Source organism: Comamonas sp. SCN 65-56, from assembly GCF_001724135.1.
Taxonomy (GTDB): Bacteria; Pseudomonadota; Gammaproteobacteria; order Burkholderiales; family Burkholderiaceae_C; genus Comamonas_C.
Window position 1 is genome coordinate 121,404 of the sequence record NZ_MEDS01000004.1, and the last position, 16,063, is coordinate 137,466.

15 protein-coding genes are annotated in these 16,063 nt (G+C 65.6%); 6 read left to right on the plus strand and 9 right to left on the minus strand.

All coding sequences use genetic code 11. The features are described 5' to 3' along the window. Positions 1 to 4 precede the first annotated feature (4 nt). The 6 genes from ABS45_RS03085 to ruvA form a co-directional block, all read right to left on the minus strand. Positions 5 to 1,309 carry a TRAP transporter large permease gene (locus ABS45_RS03085; protein WP_291552833.1) on the minus strand — a complete coding sequence of 435 codons (1,305 nt, stop codon included), beginning with the start codon at positions 1,307 to 1,309 and terminating at the stop codon, positions 5 to 7. Beyond that, the gene (locus ABS45_RS03090; RefSeq protein WP_291552836.1) at positions 1,306 to 1,794 is read right to left on the minus strand and encodes a TRAP transporter small permease; all 489 of its coding nucleotides are present in this window, start codon (positions 1,792 to 1,794) and stop codon (positions 1,306 to 1,308) included. Before ABS45_RS03090 ends, ABS45_RS03085 begins: the two co-directional genes overlap by 4 nt. Before the next feature lie 31 nt (positions 1,795 to 1,825). Further along, a complete protein-coding gene (dctP, locus tag ABS45_RS03095) occupies positions 1,826 to 2,809 on the minus strand; it encodes a TRAP transporter substrate-binding protein DctP (RefSeq protein ID WP_291552838.1) in 984 nt (327 codons plus the stop codon). A 141-nt stretch (positions 2,810 to 2,950) separates the two neighbouring features. Further along, positions 2,951 to 4,018: a Holliday junction branch migration DNA helicase RuvB gene (gene ruvB / locus ABS45_RS03100; RefSeq protein ID WP_291552840.1), complete on the minus strand. Its 1,068-nt coding sequence runs from the start codon at positions 4,016 to 4,018 to the stop codon at positions 2,951 to 2,953. Between the two features lie 13 nt (positions 4,019 to 4,031). Further along, a complete protein-coding gene (locus ABS45_RS03105) occupies positions 4,032 to 5,453 on the minus strand; it encodes a trypsin-like peptidase domain-containing protein (protein ID WP_291552842.1) in 1,422 nt (473 codons plus the stop codon). A gap of 10 nt (positions 5,454 to 5,463) precedes the next feature. Further along, on the minus strand, positions 5,464 to 6,036 hold the full coding sequence (gene ruvA, locus ABS45_RS03110; RefSeq protein WP_291552844.1) for a Holliday junction branch migration protein RuvA: 573 nt from the start codon (positions 6,034 to 6,036) through the stop codon (positions 5,464 to 5,466). 64 nt (positions 6,037 to 6,100) lie between these two features. Between ruvA and ABS45_RS03115 the strand changes: the two genes are divergently transcribed. The 4 genes from ABS45_RS03115 (at position 6,101) to ABS45_RS03130 (ending at position 8,724) form a co-directional block, all read left to right on the plus strand. Further along, positions 6,101 to 7,048, plus strand: a complete 948-nt coding sequence (locus ABS45_RS03115; RefSeq protein WP_291552846.1) for a PhoH family protein — start codon at positions 6,101 to 6,103, stop codon at positions 7,046 to 7,048. A 19-nt stretch (positions 7,049 to 7,067) separates the two neighbouring features. Continuing rightward, the gene (panD, locus tag ABS45_RS03120; RefSeq protein WP_291552848.1) at positions 7,068 to 7,448 is read left to right on the plus strand and encodes an aspartate 1-decarboxylase; all 381 of its coding nucleotides are present in this window, start codon (positions 7,068 to 7,070) and stop codon (positions 7,446 to 7,448) included. 65 nt (positions 7,449 to 7,513) lie between these two features. Beyond that, entirely contained in the window at positions 7,514 to 7,969 is a 456-nt protein-coding gene (gene ybeY, locus ABS45_RS03125; RefSeq protein WP_291552851.1) for an rRNA maturation RNase YbeY, read from the plus strand. Beyond that, on the plus strand, positions 7,966 to 8,724 hold the full coding sequence (locus ABS45_RS03130) for a sulfite exporter TauE/SafE family protein (RefSeq protein WP_291552853.1): 759 nt from the start codon (positions 7,966 to 7,968) through the stop codon (positions 8,722 to 8,724). Before ybeY ends, ABS45_RS03130 begins: the two co-directional genes overlap by 4 nt. Here the strand turns inward: ABS45_RS03130 and ABS45_RS03135 are convergent. After that, positions 8,711 to 9,379, minus strand: a complete 669-nt coding sequence (locus ABS45_RS03135; protein ID WP_291552854.1) for an HAD family phosphatase — start codon at positions 9,377 to 9,379, stop codon at positions 8,711 to 8,713. The two genes, ABS45_RS03130 and ABS45_RS03135, sit on opposite strands and share 14 nt — an antisense overlap. Further along, on the minus strand, positions 9,376 to 11,406 hold the full coding sequence (locus ABS45_RS03140) for a diguanylate cyclase (RefSeq protein WP_291552856.1): 2,031 nt from the start codon (positions 11,404 to 11,406) through the stop codon (positions 9,376 to 9,378). The genes ABS45_RS03135 and ABS45_RS03140 overlap by 4 nt, the downstream gene beginning before the upstream one ends. A 128-nt stretch (positions 11,407 to 11,534) precedes the next feature. Between ABS45_RS03140 and ABS45_RS03145 the strand changes: the two genes are divergently transcribed. Both ABS45_RS03145 and purU read left to right on the plus strand, forming a co-directional pair. Next, the gene (locus tag ABS45_RS03145) at positions 11,535 to 13,082 is read left to right on the plus strand and encodes an ABC transporter substrate-binding protein (RefSeq protein ID WP_291552858.1); all 1,548 of its coding nucleotides are present in this window, start codon (positions 11,535 to 11,537) and stop codon (positions 13,080 to 13,082) included. Between the two features lie 107 nt (positions 13,083 to 13,189). Further along, entirely contained in the window at positions 13,190 to 14,038 is an 849-nt protein-coding gene (gene purU, locus ABS45_RS03150) for a formyltetrahydrofolate deformylase (RefSeq protein ID WP_291552860.1), read from the plus strand. Between the two features lie 6 nt (positions 14,039 to 14,044). Here purU and ABS45_RS03155 read toward each other — a convergent pair whose 3' ends face one another. Further along, positions 14,045 to 15,931 carry an ATP-binding cassette domain-containing protein gene (locus tag ABS45_RS03155; protein WP_291552862.1) on the minus strand — a complete coding sequence of 629 codons (1,887 nt, stop codon included), beginning with the start codon at positions 15,929 to 15,931 and terminating at the stop codon, positions 14,045 to 14,047. Between the last annotated feature and the right edge of the window lie 132 nt (positions 15,932 to 16,063).

The window sequence follows — 16,063 nt, forward strand, 5'->3', positions numbered from 1 at the left end:
GGGCTCAGCGGTAGAGCAGTGTCGGCAGCCACATGGTCAGCGGCGGCCAGAGCGCGGCGATGAGTAGGTCGATCATCGCCACCAGTACCAGCGGCGCAATCGCCCGCGACACGCGCCCGAGCGACACCTGCGCGATGCCGCAACTGACGAACAGACAGATGCCCACCGGCGGCGTGAGCATGCCGATGGCGAGGTTGACCACCACCAGCACGCCGAACTGCACCGGGTCGATCTGCATCTGCGGCGTGAGCAGCGCCAGCACCGGGACGACGAGCAGCAGCGCGGCGGTGGTTTCCATCACGCAGCCGATGATGAGCAAGAGCACCATCACCAGCAGCAGCAGGCCCACCGGCGGCAGCGCCAGCGAATTGACGAAGGTGTTCAGGAGTTGCGCGCTTTGCTGCATCGCCAGCAGCCAGCCGAACACCTTGGCCATGGCGATGATAAAGAGGATGCCGCCTGCCACCACCTGCGAGCGGATGATGAGCTGCGGCAGTTCGCGCCAGGCCAGCTCCTTGTTGATCACCGTGCCGACCAGCAGCGCGTAGAACACCGCCAGCGCCGCGCCTTCGGTCACGGTGACGATGCCGCCCAGAATGCCGCCCAGCACGATCACCGGCGCGCCCATGGACCACAGCGCCGCGCGCCCGGTGGCACCGACCTGCGCCCAGGTGAAGGGCTGGCGCAAGCCATAGCCCTTGCGCCAGGAGATGAAGATGGCCACCACCATGAACGACAGCCCGAGCAGGCCGCCCACCAGAAGACCGCCGGCAAACAGCTGCGAGGTGGAGATGTTGGTCATGAACCCGAACAGAATCATCGGGATCGAGGGCGGAATGATGATGCCGATCGCGCCGCCTGCGGCCACCACGGCAGCGGCAAACGCCGGCGGATAGCCCTGGCGGATCATCGTGGGAATCACCACCGCGCCGATGGCGGCGGTGTCGGCCGCAGCCGAGCCCGAGATACCCGCGATGATGATGGAAGCGCCAATCGCCGCCGCCGCCAGCCCCCCGGGTGCCCAGCCCACCAGGCTGTTGCAAAAGTCGATCAGGCGCCGCGAGATGCCGCCCACTTCCATGATGGAGCCCGCGATCATGAACAGCGGCACCGCCAGCAGATCAAACGAATCGACGCCCGAAAAAAGCTGCTGCACCACCGTCTGCCCGAGCGCGGCCAGCGTCACCGTGTCCGGGAACACGCCGGGTGTGATGATGAGCCCGATGGCGGGCAGGCCTATGCTGAGCGCCACGGGCAGGCCCAGCGCCATCAGGAAAAACATCAGCCCGAACAGCAGGATGATGATCATGGTGTGCCGCCGCTCTTGACCGGGCCGGTCAGGTCCACCAGCACATGCAGCAAAAAGATGGCCGCCGAGATCGGCAGCACCGAAATCGGCAGCGACATCGGCATTTGCACTGCTGAAGACGTCTGATCCCAGGCCTTGAGCGTGTAGCCCACGCCAAACCAGGTGATGAGGCCAAAGCAGGCGAGGGTCAGCAGTTGCAGCAGCCGCGTGATTGCATGCTCCACCTGCGGGCCGAACTTCGCGCCCAGGCCCGCCAGCCCGATGAACTCGGCACGCTTGTAGGCCACCGTGGCCCCGAGAAAGCTGGTGGCCACCAGCAAGTAGCGCCCGACTTCCTCGGACCAGCTCAGCGAGTTGCCCATGTAGCGCGCCACGACCTGCGCGAACAGGATCAGCGAGAACGCCACGCCTATGGCGAGCAGCGCCCACTCAACGACGCGGTTCACGCGGTCGCTGGCGGCACCCAGCAGCTGGTGCAGCGTCATGCGTGAACGGCAGTGGCTTGGGGCCGATGGCTCACTTTTCGCTCTTGCGGATTTCTTCGACGATCTTCTTGGTGTCGCCAGTCAGCGACGCGTACACCGGTTCGGTCTTGGCACGGAAGGCGGCGTAGTCGGGGTTGGTGACGACCTGCACGCCAGCGGCTTGCAGCGCGGCGAGCTCCTTGGCTTCGTTGCTGCGCACGTGGTTGCGCCCGAACGCCGAGGCCTGCGCGGCGGCGTCCATGAAGGCCTTCTGGTCGGCCGCGGGCAGTTTGTCGAAGAAGGGTTTGCTGCCGACGAACACCAGCGCGGAATAGACGTGGCGCGTCAGCGTCAGGTACTTTTGCCCCACTTCGCTCAACTTGGCCGCCGAGATCACCGAGATCGGGTTCTCCTGCCCGTCCAGCACGCCCTGCTGCAGCTGCGTGGTGATGGGCCAGGCCATGGGCGTGGGGTTGGCTCCTATGCCGCGCCAGATCGCCAGGTGCGTGGGCGATTCCATGGTGCGGATCTTCAGGCCCTTGACGTCGGCCGGCTCCTTGACCGCGTGCTTGGAGTTGGTGAGATTGCGAAAGCCGTTGTCGAGGAAATGCATGCCCACCATGCCTGCATTGCCAAAGCGCTTGAGCAGGTCTTGCCCGATCGGGCCATCGAGCACTTTGTCGGTCTGCTCGTAGGAGCTGAAGAGGAAGGGCATCTCGATCGCCTTGACCTCGGGCACGAAGGCCTCGACCGGCCCGGTGGTGCACACGCACATCTGCACCGTGCCCAGCTGCAGCTGCTGCAGCACCTGGGTCTCGCTGCCCAGAGCGCCGGAGTGGTGAATGATCACGTCGTATTTGCCGGGCAGCTCCTTGTCGAGCACTTCCTTGAATTTTTGCGCCGACAGCGTGTGCACGAAGGAGGGCGCGGTGACGATGCCGATGTTCACCTGCGTGGGCGCGGCCATGGCGGCAGCGCTCCATGCCAGACCGGCGGCGCAGGCGAGCTCCGTCCATGTGCGTGCAAAGAGATTCATTTTTTGGCTCCTGGTGGGGTGGATCGGCTCACGCAGTCGGCCACGAAGAAGGTCGGCGGTGGGCTAAAAGATGCTAGCAGAAAGTGGGGTGTGTGCCGGGATTGCTTGTCCGGTGTTTCAGCGTGGTTTTTGCGTGCCGGTTCATTCAGGGAAGAGGCCGTCCGCAGCGCCAGGCGCCTGCAACCCCAGATGCCGCCAGGCTGCGAGCGTGGCCACCCGCCCGCGCGGTGTGCGCTGCAAAAAGCCCTGCTGGATCAGGTAGGGCTCGATCACGTCTTCGATGGTGCCGGCTTCCTCGCCGATGTTGGCCGCAATGGTGTCCAGCCCCACCGGCCCGCCATCAAAGCGCTGCACCACGGCTTCGAGCAGCTTGCGGTCCATCACGTCAAAGCCCTGCGGATCGACGTCGAGCATGGCCAGCGCGCGGCGCGCGATGTCGAGCGTGATGCGCCCGTCCCCCTTCACGTCGGCGTAGTCGCGCACGCGGCGCAAGAGGCGGTTGGCGATGCGTGGCGTGCCGCGCGAGCGCCGGGCGATCTCGTGGCTGGCGTCGGGGTCTATCGGCGCGTTCATCAGGCCGCTGGAGCGCGTGACGATCAGCGTCAGCTCCTGCGGCGTGTAGAACTCCAGCCGCGCGACGATGCCGAAGCGGTCGCGCAGCGGATTGGTGAGCATGCCCGCGCGCGTGGTGGCGCCCACCAGCGTGAAGGGCTGCAGGTCGAGCTTGATCGAGCGCGCCGCCGGCCCCTCGCCGATCATGATGTCGATCTGGTAGTCCTCCAGCGCCGGGTAGAGGATTTCCTCGACCACCGGCGAGAGGCGATGGATCTCGTCGATGAACAGAACGTCGTTCTTTTCGAGGTTGGTAAGCAGCGCCGCCAAGTCCTTGGGCTTTTCCAGCACGGGGCCGCTGGTCTGGCGCAGCTGCACGCCGAGCTCGGTGGCGATGATGTGGCTGAGCGTCGTCTTGCCCAGGCCCGGCGGGCCGAAGAGCAGCACGTGGTCCAGCGCCTCGCCGCGCTTCCTGGCCGCGCCGATGAAGATCTCGAGCTGCTCGCGCGCCTTGGCCTGGCCCACGTATTCATCGAGCAGCTTGGGGCGCAGCGCGCGCTCCAGAGCCTCCTCCTGTGGCGATGCGGCCCCCGCCGAAATTACGCGGGCATGGGTGCTTGCAGGCGGTGCTGCGAAATCGTCGGTGTGGATGCTCATGAGGGTGGCTCTTTCAGGGGTTGAGCCAAGATTGCAGGCCGTTGGCGTAGTTCACGTCGAAGCGAGCGAAATAGTCGGTGCCGTTGGGCGCACTGCAACTGGAAGTGCCGCCAAACAGCTGCCCTACCAGATAGCGGCGCGCGCCTATTGCGGTGAAGGCACCGGAGCCGCTGCTGCCGGGTTCAACGACGCCTTGCTGCCAGCGCACCGAATAAAAGCGTGCAAGGCTGCGGTCCTCGTTCACGCACAGGTTGCTGGTGCAGTTGCTGTAGCCGGTCACGGTGCCGAGGCTGACGCGCTGCAGGTCTCCCTCGGGGTGATGCACATCCGAAATCGCCGTGCCGGCGATGACGTTGGCGCCGAAATACGAACCGGCGTAGACCACGCCCACGGGCGGCATGTCGTTCAGGCGCAGCAGTGTGGTGTCGGTGCCGGGGTTGGTGTATAGCACTGTCGCACCGCCGGTGCGCTGTGCCCGTTCGGCGGTGGGTGTGGAGCTGCCGCAGGCGCTGGCGCGCAGCAGCCAGTCGGTCGTGAGTGTGGCAGCTGCCGCCTGGTCTGCGATGCAGTGGCGGGCCGTCAGGAGGTAGGGCGTGCCGCTGGAGGCCATGTCATTCATCAGCGTGCCGCTGCACTGGAAGGCGTTCCCGTTGGTTTCGACGAAGCGCAGCCGTGCGACCGAGCGGCCCTGCTCGATGTAGTCCGGGCTGCAGGCAACACTCACTTCGCAACTGCCGGCGCCGGCCTTTGCCAGCGTTGGTGCCTGATCTGGCGCCACGGTGGTCTGCGACAGGCGCGGCACCGCCAGGCGCACCTGCAGCGGTGATGCTTGTGCGGGAACCCGGATGACGAGAGTGACTTCTTCTCCAGCCACTTCGGGGCTCCAGACCAGCGGCGTGGCGGCTTGCAGCAGCGCGGTGTCGATGCGCTGCGCCTGTCCTTGCGCGCCCTGAACCAGCAATTGCGATGCATCCGGCAGCGCCCGTACGGCAAGGCCCAGACGCAGGCCCTGCGCTGCGTCGGCGTGAAAGCGCAGTGCGGCCTGCTGCATACCGCGTTCTGCAGGCTGCCATTGCAGCAGCGCCGCGGTGGACGCCTCGTCCGCGGTGGCGGCGATGGAGCGCCCGATGCCGATCTGCAGCGGTGTGCCCGCCTGCTGCGTCTCACCTGCTTTGGCTAGGGGTGGCGGAAGCAGCGCCAGGGTGATGGTCGCGTCGGGCACCACGCTGACCAGCGGCAGATCGGCCATGTTTGACGGTGCCAGTTTCTGCAGCGGCCCGGGGTCATAGGGTTCGATGCGATTGGAGCCGGGAACAGGTGCAGGCGCTGGCGTGGGCGTCGGGGCGGGTGCAGGTGCGTCAGAGCCACCGCCGCAGCCAGCCAGTGCCAGCACCAGGCAAAGCGATGAGAGTCGCTGCAAATGCATTGTGTGCATGCTTGTCCTGTTACTTGGCCAGCGCCTTGAGTGCGAGCTTGATGCCTTCGCTGACACCCACCCCCGCTGGCAGTGCCTTGAGCGCAGCGGCCGCTTCCTTGTCGTTGTAGCCCAGCGCCAGCAGCGCCTGCAGGATATCCGCCTGCGCCTGGCTGCCGGGCTGCGCACGCACGCCGATGTCGGCGCCCAGCTTGCCCCTCAATTCCAGCAGCAGTCTTTCGGCGGTTTTCTTGCCGATGCCAGGGACCTTCACCAGGCGCCCCGTTTCCTGCAGCGTCACTGCCTGCGCAAGGTCTGCCGCGCCTATGCCCGAGAGGATGGCCAGCGCGGTGCGCGGGCCGACGCCGCTGACCTTGATCAGTTCGCGAAAGGTCTGGCGCTCGGCCTGGGTGGCGAAGCCGTAGAGCAGCTGCGCGTCCTCGCGCACGATGAACTGCGTGAGCAGGCTCACGCTCTCGCCGATGGCGGGAAGGTTGTAGAAGGTGCTCATCGGCACCAGTACCTCATAGCCCACGCCGTGGCAGTCGATCAATACCTCGGGAGGGTTCTTCTCCAGGAGCTGGCCGCTGAGTTTGCCTATCATTCACATCCTTTGCCGCAATGAGCGTGCACCACTACGCTTGCAGCGCCTGACGGAAATTATCTGCGTGATCCTGCGTCATACCTTCATTCCCCTGAACAATACCCGCCTTGCGCACTTGTGCGGCCCGGCCGATGAGTATCTGCGCAACATCGAGCTGGCGCTCTCGGTGAAGATTGCGCACCGACATGAGCAGTTCAAGGTAGAGGGCGCCAAGGCGCAGGCGACGCGGGCGATGGAGGTGTTGCAGGCGCTGTATGAAATGGCGGCGCGTCCGCTCAAGCCAGAGCAGGTGCAGCTGGTGCTCGCCAGCGACATGCAATTGACCGAGGATGCGGATGGCGCCATCCAGCTGAGCACGCGCCGCAGCGACCTGAAGGCACGCACGCCCAACCAGAGCGTGTACCTGGCCGCGATCGCGGCGCACGACATCACCTTCGGCATCGGCCCGGCGGGCACCGGCAAGACCTATCTGGCGGTGGCTTGCGCGGTGGATGCGCTGGAGCGTTCGGCAGTGCAGCGCATCATCCTCACGCGCCCGGCCGTGGAGGCGGGCGAACGCCTGGGTTTTTTGCCGGGCGATCTGACGCAGAAGGTCGACCCCTATCTGCGTCCGCTGTATGACGCGCTCTACGAGCTGATGGGGTTTGATCGCGTGCAAAAGGCCTTCGAGCGCGCTCAGCTCGAGATCGCGCCGCTGGCCTTCATGCGCGGCCGGACGCTGAACAATGCCTTCGTGATCCTGGACGAGGCGCAAAACACCACGCCCGAGCAGATGAAGATGTTTCTCACGCGCATCGGCTTTGGCTCCAGAGCCGTCGTGACGGGTGATGTCAGCCAGGTGGATCTGCCGCGTGGCGCGACCAGTGGCCTGGTGGATGCGGAGCGTATCCTGCGGCGCGTGCCAGGCATCGCCACCACGCATTTCACCAGTGCCGACGTGGTGCGCCACCCTCTGGTGGCACGCATCGTCGATGCCTATGATGCGCAGCGCAAGACGCGCAGCGCAACCTGATTTTTTCTGCTTTGCCTCCATGATCCGTACCCTGCTCAAATCCAAGATTCACCGCGTGCGTGCCACGCTTTGCGACCTGCATTACGAGGGCTCGTGTGCCATCGATGAAGACCTGCTGGACGCCGCCGGCATCGTCGAGAACGAGCAGGTGCACATCTGGAATGTGGACAGCGGCCAGCGCTTCGTCACCTACGCCATCAAGGGCCAGAGGGGCAGCGGCATGATCTCGGTCAACGGCTCAGCCGCGCGCCGCGCCTGCGTGGGCGATCTGCTCATCATTGCGGCCTTCGCGCAGGTGGGTGAGGAGGAACTCGCCACGCACCAGCCGCGTCTGGTCTTCGTCGATGAGAACAATCGCCAGGTTTCCCTTACCCACCGGGTGCCGACGCAGATGCTGTGAATTCCTTGTTTGATAGCTGCTTGCGCTTGCCCATCAAGCGCTAGAGGCCGATTTTGCTTGAAACCATGCCCTTGCATCACCTGACGCTTTCGCTGCAGTTCGCCCGCGGCGCCAGCGCGCACCGTGCGCTGCTGGCGCGCCACAAGGTCGCGCGCTGGATTCGCCACGCGCTGGAGCTGGATGGCGAGATCACGGTGCGCATCGTCGGCGAGGAGGAAGGCCGCGAGCTCAACCGCAGCTACCGCCACAAGGACTACGCGACCAATGTGCTCACTTTTGATTACCAGCAGGAGCCCGCCGTGATGGCCGACCTGGTGCTGTGCGCCTCAGTGGTGGAACGCGAGGCGCGCGAGCAGAACAAGACGCTGGAGGAGCATTACGCCCACTTGCTGGTGCATGGCACGCTGCACGCGCAGGGCTGGGATCACGAAACCGGCGAAGCCGACGCGCGCGCGATGGAAGCGCGTGAAACCACCATTCTTGCGGGGCTGGGCTTTGCCGACCCCTACGCCGCCGGATGATGGACAGTGCTCTGCTGCTGGTGGCCGCCTTTTTCGCCGGCACGCTCAATGCTGTCGCCGGCGGCGGCAGCTTTCTCACGCTGCCTGCGCTGATCGCCGTCGGCGTGCCATCGGTGACAGCCAACGCCACCGGCACGGTGGCGCTGCTGCCGGGTTATGTGGCCAGCATCGCCGGCTCGCGCGAGGACATGGAGCCGGCGCCGGGCCTTTCGATGCCGCTGGTGATAGTGCTCTCGCTGATCGGCGGCGTGCTGGGCGCCGCTTTGCTGCTGGTCACGTCGGAGGCAGCCTTCAACCGCCTGATTCCGTGGTTGCTGCTGGCGGCCACGGCGATGTTTGCTTTCGGGCCGCAATTGCGCCGCTGGGCCGACGGTCACAGGGCCGGGGGCGCGCAAGCCTCGCGTGCCAAGGCGGTGGCGGGGCTGCTGCTGGTGGCGGGCTATGGGGGGTACTTCAACGGCGGCATGGGCATCTTGATGCTGGCGCTCTTCGGGCTGCTGGGACAGACCAAGCTCAACGCGATGAATGCGATCAAGAACCTGGTTTCGACTCTGCTCACCGCGATTGCGGTGGCGATCTACGCGGTCGGCGGCATCGTGCAGTGGAAGGAAGCCTTGATCATGATGGTGGCCGCCACGCTGGGCGGCTACCTTGGCGCACGCGGTGCGCGCAAGCTGCCGCCAGCCGTGCTGCGCTGGAGCATCGTCGTCATCGGATTGGTGATGACGGTGCTGTTTTTCATCAAGCTGCATTGAGCCAATCGGGGAGCTGGTGCATGTCGCTGAGCACATGCACGACACCGGCATCGCGCAGCTGCGCCTCGGTGTTGACGGCGCCCTGCGGCGGGCAAAAACCGACCACCGTGGCGCCCGCCGCCACACCGGCGCGCACGCCGATGGCCGTGTCTTCCACCACCAGGCAGCGCCCGGGCGCGACGCCCAGACTGGCGGCGGCAGCCAGATACACATCGGGCGCGGGTTTGCTCGCCGGCAGATCGTGCCCGCTGAACACATGCGCGCCAAAGTAGGGTGCGAGGCCGACCTGCGCCAGCTGCATCTGCACCTTGGCGAGATCCGCACCCGAGGCGCAGGCAATGCGCCCGCCGAGCTGTGCATGCAATGTGCGTACGGTCTGCACGGCGCCAGGGATCGCTTGCAGCTCTGCGCTCAGCCGTGCATTGCGCCGCGTGTAAAAGGCCGCCATCCAGGCATCGGTCAGCGGTTGGCCGGTCTCCTGCTGGATGCGCTGGGCTTCGCTGCGCACCGCCTTGCCGATGAAGATGCGCAGGCACTCTTGCGCCGAAAGCGCCCAGCCCGCCTCATTGAGCATCTGGCACAGCACGCCGTTGGTGATGGCCTCGCTGTCCACCAGCACGCCGTCGCAGTCAAAAAGCACCGCCTGAAAGCTCATTGCAATGTGGTCGGCGGCGCCAGGTCAAACAGCGTGGATTGCCCCATGCCCGGCAGCCACGAGGCCACCCGGTCGCGCCCCTGCGCCTTGGCGGCGTACAGCGCGGTATCCGCGCGGTGCACCAGCTCGTTGGCCAGCTCCAGTCCGCTGGGCTGGGTCGCGCCGGGCGCGGGCTGGGTGTGCGGCCAGACGCTGGCTGCGCCCACGCTGATGGTGATCGGGTGGCCGTCTGCGCCGGACAGATGCTCCAGCCCCAATTCACGTACTGCCTGACGCAGCCGCTCGCCGACGACACGCGCCTGCTCTTCATCGGTGCCGGGCAGCAACACGGCGAACTCCTCGCCGCCGTAGCGCGCCACCAGGTCTCCGGCGCGCCCGGTCGATTGAATCAGCGCCTGGGCCACGCGACGCAGGCATTGGTCGCCCGCGACATGGCCGTGGTGGTCGTTGAAGGACTTGAACAGGTCGATGTCTATCATCAAGAGCGCCACCGGGGTGTGGGCGCGCTGTGCCCGCGCCCATTCCTGCGCCAGGGCTTCATCCAATGCCAGCCGGTTGGCCACCTGCGTCAGCGGGTCCAGGCGCACCTGGGCCTCCAGCTCCTGGCGATAGTGCTCCAGGCGCTCTTCCGTCAGTTTGCGCTCGGTGATGTCCTGCATCGTGCCGACGATCCGCGTGGCGGTGTCCGATGCGTCTTGCATGAAATCGCCCAGCACTTCGATCCAGCGCGTTTGCTGGTCGCTCACGCGCACGATGCGGTGCTGCATGCGCAGCGCTCGGCGTTCCTTGAGGGCCTGACCGGTGTAATCCCACACCCAGTCGCGGTCTTGCGGATGCACGGCTGCGAGCCAGTCTTCGCGTGAAACCGAGGTGCGGTCGGCAAATCCGTAAATCTCGGCCGCCGTGGGCGAGATGTCGTAACGCTGGGTTGCAGTGTCGTAGGCGTAGTAGCCGATGGCCGCTGCCATTTGCGCCGCATCCAGCCACAGCATGTGCTCTTGCAAGTCGTGCTTGAGCGCGCGCTCGCGCTGCCAGGCGCTGCGCAGCCACAGCAGCACCAGGCTGCCGGTGAGCAGCAGCGCCAGGCTGGCGATCAGCAGCACCGCCAGCCCCTCGCGCTGCTCGCTGTCGGAGAGGGCTTCGGCGCTGTCCACCTTGGAGACGATCAGCCAGTCGCTTTCGGGGATCGCGCCGACGGTGGCGGTGACCTGCCGGTTGCGGTAGTCCAGCCCCTGAAGCGTGCCGCGCACGCCCTGGATCAATTGGGCGGCCACCGGGTCCTTCGCGCCCTTGGGCGAGACACGCAGGCTCAATGGTGGGTCGCTGCGGTGGCGCAGTGGGCTCAGCACCTGCATGCCATCGCCTTCGCGCTGCACCAGCAGCGACTCTGCGCTTTGGCTGCTGGTGGGCCAGGTCTGCAGCAACGGAAACAGCGTGGTGTTGGCGTTCATCACCAGCCAGATGGCGCCAAGCGCCTTGCCCTGCGCATCAAACAGGGGCGCAAGCACGCTGTAGAACGGGTAGCCCATGCCTTGGTCGCTGCGCAGCCCGACGACCGCCGGCACCGCCATCTCCAACGCACGTGCAAGCGCCTGTTGCTCGGCCACCGGCAGCTCGCCGCGCCGCGCGCCGTGCGCTGCCAGCAGCAGCCGACCCTGCGGATTCACCAGCCAGGCGTTGCTGTACTGCAGGCGCTCGACCAGCGAGCGCAAGCGTTCGCGCAACGCCAGCTCTTCGGCCGGATGGCGCCCGGAAAGCCAGCTTGCGGTGGCGTCGGCGAGCGTAGCGTCGTCGCTGAGCATGCCGGCTTCGGCGACGCGCCGTGCGCGCCACATGGCGACTGAACTGACCTGCAACTCGTTGACCGCATTGAGCCCCGCCTCCACCTGATGGCGAAAGCGTGCTTCGCGGGTGGTATAGCTGTTCCACAAGCCCCAACCCGTGGCCGAAAAAACCGCGATCAGCAGCAGCGCCAGCGCGGCCAGCGTGCGTGGGGACTGTCGGGTGAACGGGGCAGCGGGAGGCATCTGCAGCAATGACGGCCGGAGAACGGGGCCGAGAGAGCTTACTATGTCACACTTGGAAACATGCTGGAATAGCCCGTTGGCACTATCACTGTGCGTCGCGTCGGGCGTGGCATTCAGAAGGGCAGTCAATGGCAGTACCAAAGGGCAGCCAGGGGTGGGCGGGTGCAGGTGCCCCCCCGGGATGGCGCCGGCGCGAGGCGCTGGCAAGCCTGCTGGCATACGGCGGCGGCGCGGCGGCATGGGTGCGTCCGGCGCAGGCCGAGGGTTCCGTGCGCCGCGTGACGCTGGGCACCACGCAGGAGCCCTCCAGCCTGGACCCCACCATGGATGCGCTGGCGGCCGTCGGCGGCGTGACGCACTACAACATCCTGGAGGGGCTCACCCGGATCGAGGAGAACGGCAGCGTCGTGCCGCTGCTGGCCGAGCACTGGAGCGGCAGCGATGACGGGCTGCACTACCGCTTTCACCTGCGCCAGGGCGTGCGCTTTCACGACGGCAATGCGCTGACCGCGCAGACGGTGCGCTTCAGCTTTGAGCGCTCGGCCGCTCCGGGGTCGACCAACAAGGCGCGCAAGGCACTGTTTGCCAACATGGCGCGCATCGAGGCGAGTGGCACCCACCAGGTCGACATCACGCTGCACCATGCGGATGCGCAGTTTCTCTTCCATCTGGGGGAGAACACGGCAGTGATCCTGCACCCTGACAGCGCAGGTCAGGCGGCCACGCAACCGGTGGGTACCGGACCGTACCGGCTCGATCACTGGGCCAAGGGCCACAGCCTGCGCCTGGTGCGTGCGCCGCACCATGACCGCAGCACACCGCAGATCACGGAGGGCGTGTTTCGCTTCATCACCGATCCCGACCAGCAGGCATCCGCCCTGGATGACGGCGAGCTGGACCTTCTCTTTCAGTTCGCGACTCCGATAGTGCGGCGTTTTGAGCGCAACACCGGCTTTCAACTGCTGGTGGGCGCATCCAGCGGCAAGACCATGCTCGCGTTGAACAACCGGCGCAAGCCGCTTGATGATGTGCGCGTGCGCCGTGCCATCACGCATGCCATCAATCGCGAAGGCATGATTCGCCAGGCCTTCGGCGGGCGCGGCGTGCCGATCGGCAGCCACTTCGCACCCACCGATCCTGGCTATCTGCACCTGGAAAGCCTGTACCCCCACAACCCGGAAACGGCGCGCGCGCTACTGGCGGACGCAGGCGTGCAGACTCCGCTGCGCCTGCAGCTGGCGTTGCCGCCCACGCCCTACGCGGTCACCGGCGCGCCACTGCTGGTCCAGTATCTGGCGGCGGTCGGCATCAGCGTGGAGTCGGTGCCGATGACGTGGGCGCAATGGCTGGCCGGGCCATTCAAGGGCGATTTCGACATGACCTTCATCAACCATGTCGAGCCGCTGGATTACCTCATCTACACCGATCCGGCGTACTACTTCCACTACGACAGCAGCGCGTTTCGCGCGCTGGTTGCGCGCCATGCCACCAGCACCAACGCGCGCGAACGCCAGCAATTGTTCGCACGCATCCAGCGCTTTCTGGCCAACGACGCCGTCAACGCCTGGGTCTATACGCCGCAGGTGGGCACGGTGGTGCGCAAGGGTTTGCGCGGCGCGTGGGTCAACTACCCCATCGTGGCGCACGATCTGGCGGCCATGTGGTGGGAAGACTGAAAATGAACTCTGACTCAGTGAACACGGTCGTTGGTAGCTATATATTTGGTAGTTATTGAAGCGCCGCGACCGCGCCGATGGGGTTTCCTGCTGCGACAATCAACGGCATGAATCACACCTATGTGCTGACCTTGTCTTGCCCTGACCGTCTCGGGCTGGTGCACGCCGTCTCCGGTTTTCTGTTGGAGCATGGCGGCAATATCGAAGAAGCCGCGCAGTACAACGACCCGGCCACCGGCCTGTTTTTCATGCGCGTGCAGTTTGCCTGTGATCGCCATGACCATGCGGCGCTGACGGCACGGCTGGCGGGGTTTGCCGAGCCCTTTGCGATGCGCTGGAGCCTGCGCGACCGCGCGCGGCCGATGAAGACCGTGATCCTGGTGAGCCAGCAGGGCCATTGCCTGAACGACCTGCTGTTTCGCGTGAAAAGCGGCCTGCTGGCCGTCGAGGTGGCGGCCATCATCAGCAACCACCGCGATTTCTACCAGCTTGCCGCCGGCTACGACATCCCGTTTCACCATCTGCCCGTCACCGCCGCCACCAAGGCGCAGGTGGAGCAGCGGCAGCTGGAGATCATCGACGCCGCGGGCGCCGAGTTGGTGGTGCTGGCGCGCTACATGCAAATCCTGTCCAACGACATGTGCACCCGGCTGGCCGGGCGGGCGATCAACATCCACCACAGCTTTCTGCCGAGCTTCAAGGGCGCCAAGCCCTATTACCAGGCGCATGAACGCGGCGTGAAACTCATCGGTGCCACGGCGCACTACGTGACGGCTGACCTCGATGAAGGTCCGATCATCGAGCAGGATGTGGCGCGTGTGGACCATACCGATACGGTGGAAGACCTTGCCGCGCGCGGGCGCGACACCGAAAGCCAGGTGCTGGCGCGCGCCGTCAAGTGGCACAGCGAGCACCGCGTGCTGCTGGATGGCCACAAGACCGTCGTGTTCAGGTAGGCTGCGTCAGGTCGAGAGCGCCTCCCAGCGCTCCAGTGACTGCATCAGCAAGTCTTCAATCTCGCCGTCGCGCCGGGCGAGCTGCGCCGCGCGCTCATGGTCCCGTGCGTAGAGCGTGCCGTCGGCCAGGGCCTCGCGCAGCGCCTGCTGTTCCGCTTCCAGCGCCTCGATCTGGGCGGGCAGTTGCTCCAATTCGCGCTGCTCCTTGTAGCTTAGCTTCTTTTTTTGTAGCTGTTCGCGCACGCCAGTATTACGCTCGGCTTCGATTTTGCTTGAAATTTCAAGAGGCGCCGCTTTGGGCGTGGCCAGCATCCGGCTGCGTTTGACTTGCGTCAGCCAATCCTCGACATCGCCTTCGTACTCGCGCCAGCGCCCTTCACCCTCGCTGGCAATGATGCTGGTCACGACGTTGTCGACAAAGCGCCGGTCGTGGCTCACGAGAAAAACCGTGCCGTCGTAGTTCTGCAGCAACTCCTCCAGCAGCTCCAGCGTGTCGATGTCGAGGTCGTTGGTGGGCTCGTCCAGTACCAGCACATTGGCGGGGCGGGCGAACAGGCGTGCCAGCAGCAGGCGGTTGCGCTCGCCGCCCGAGAGTGAGCGCACGGGGGAGTGCGCGCGCGCGGGGGAGAACAGGAAATCGCCCAGATAGCTTTTCACATGCTTGCGTTCCTGGCCGATTTCTATCCATTCGCTGCCCGGGCTGATGAAGTCCTCCAGCGTGGCGTCCAGATCGAGCTGCGCCCGCATCTGGTCAAAGTAGGCAATCTGCAGGTTCGCGCCACGCTTGATCTCGCCGCGGTCGGGTTGCAGCTGGCCCAGCATCAACTTGAGCAACGTCGTCTTGCCTGCGCCATTCGGGCCGATCAAGCCGACCTTGTCGCCGCGCAGGATGGTGGCAGTGAAATCCGCGACCACCGGCTTGTCGCCGAACGCCTTGCCGACGTTCTCCAGCTGCGCCACGATCTTGCCTTGGTAGCCGCCGCCGCGGCCGGAGTCCACATCCAGCTTCACGCGTCCGAGCGCATTGCGCCGTTCGGCATGCGCACGGCGCAAGTCGTGCAGTCGCGTGATGCGGCTCTGGCTGCGTGTGCGCCGCGCCTCCACACCCTTGCGTATCCACACCTCTTCTTGTGCCAGCAGCTTGTCGGCCTTGGCGTTGATGATTTCTTCCTGCGCCAGTTGCTCGGCCTTCTGTCGCTGATAGGCGCCAAAATTGCCGGGATAGGAATTGAGCTGACCGCGATCCAGTTCAACGATGCGGGTGGCAACGCGGTCCAGAAAGCTGCGGTCGTGCGTAATCGTCACCACGCTGCCGGCAAAGCCCAGCAGCAAGTCCTCCAGCCACTCGATCGCCTCCAGGTCCAGGTGGTTGGTCGGCTCGTCCAGCAGCAGTACATGGGGCCTGGCCACCAGCGCCTGGGCAAGCGCCACGCGCTTTTGCATGCCGCCTGAGAGCTCGCCCACCTTGCCATTTCCATCCAGGTGCAGGCGCTGCAAAGCTTCTTCGACCCGCTGCTCCCAGTTCCAGGCATCCAGCGCTTCGATCTCGGTCTGCAGACGCGCAAGTTCTGCCGCATCGCTGGCGTGCTGGTAACGTTCACGCAACGCCTTGGCCCGTGCCAGGCCTTGCGACACTGCATCAAACACCGTCGCGTTGGCCTGCAACTCGGGCTCCTGCGCCACATAGGCAATCCGCGTGCCCTGTTGCGACGTGAGCAGGCCATCGTCCAGGGACGCCAAGCCGGCCAGAACCTTGAGCAGCGAAGACTTGCCGGCGCCGTTGTGCCCGATCAGCCCTACGCGCTCCTGCGCCTCCAGCGCAAAACTCGCCTTATCCAGCAGCGGCCAGTGCCCAAAGGCCAGCTGGCCATCCATCAGTGTCATCAGTGCCATGGGCTGAATTATCGAGGGGGAGGCGCGCGCCCCAACTTTTTTCACCTCCTTCTTGCGTTCTTGTTGAAAGCAGGTATACAATGCAAGGCTTCGCTGATCGCAGCGTACTTTCCTGAAGGGGTGATCTGGTGG

What these genes read in the sequence shown, in the direction of transcription:
- ABS45_RS03085 (WP_291552833.1), bottom strand. Translation starts at nt 1,309, where the DNA reads ATGATCATCATCCTGCTGTTCGGGCTGATGTTTTTCCTGATGGCGCTG.
- ABS45_RS03090 (WP_291552836.1), bottom strand. Translation starts at nt 1,794, where the DNA reads ATGACGCTGCACCAGCTGCTGGGTGCCGCCAGCGACCGCGTGAACCGC.
- dctP (WP_291552838.1), bottom strand. Translation starts at nt 2,809, where the DNA reads ATGAATCTCTTTGCACGCACATGGACGGAGCTCGCCTGCGCCGCCGGT.
- ruvB (WP_291552840.1), bottom strand. Translation starts at nt 4,018, where the DNA reads ATGAGCATCCACACCGACGATTTCGCAGCACCGCCTGCAAGCACCCAT.
- ABS45_RS03105 (WP_291552842.1), bottom strand. Translation starts at nt 5,453, where the DNA reads ATGCACACAATGCATTTGCAGCGACTCTCATCGCTTTGCCTGGTGCTG.
- ruvA (WP_291552844.1), bottom strand. Translation starts at nt 6,036, where the DNA reads ATGATAGGCAAACTCAGCGGCCAGCTCCTGGAGAAGAACCCTCCCGAG.
- panD (WP_291552848.1), top strand. Translation starts at nt 7,068, where the DNA reads ATGATCCGTACCCTGCTCAAATCCAAGATTCACCGCGTGCGTGCCACG.
- ybeY (WP_291552851.1), top strand. Translation starts at nt 7,514, where the DNA reads ATGCCCTTGCATCACCTGACGCTTTCGCTGCAGTTCGCCCGCGGCGCC.
- ABS45_RS03130 (WP_291552853.1), top strand. Translation starts at nt 7,966, where the DNA reads ATGATGGACAGTGCTCTGCTGCTGGTGGCCGCCTTTTTCGCCGGCACG.
- ABS45_RS03135 (WP_291552854.1), bottom strand. Translation starts at nt 9,379, where the DNA reads ATGAGCTTTCAGGCGGTGCTTTTTGACTGCGACGGCGTGCTGGTGGAC.
- ABS45_RS03140 (WP_291552856.1), bottom strand. Translation starts at nt 11,406, where the DNA reads ATGCCTCCCGCTGCCCCGTTCACCCGACAGTCCCCACGCACGCTGGCC.
- ABS45_RS03145 (WP_291552858.1), top strand. Translation starts at nt 11,535, where the DNA reads ATGGCAGTACCAAAGGGCAGCCAGGGGTGGGCGGGTGCAGGTGCCCCC.
- purU (WP_291552860.1), top strand. Translation starts at nt 13,190, where the DNA reads ATGAATCACACCTATGTGCTGACCTTGTCTTGCCCTGACCGTCTCGGG.
- ABS45_RS03155 (WP_291552862.1), bottom strand. Translation starts at nt 15,931, where the DNA reads ATGGCACTGATGACACTGATGGATGGCCAGCTGGCCTTTGGGCACTGG.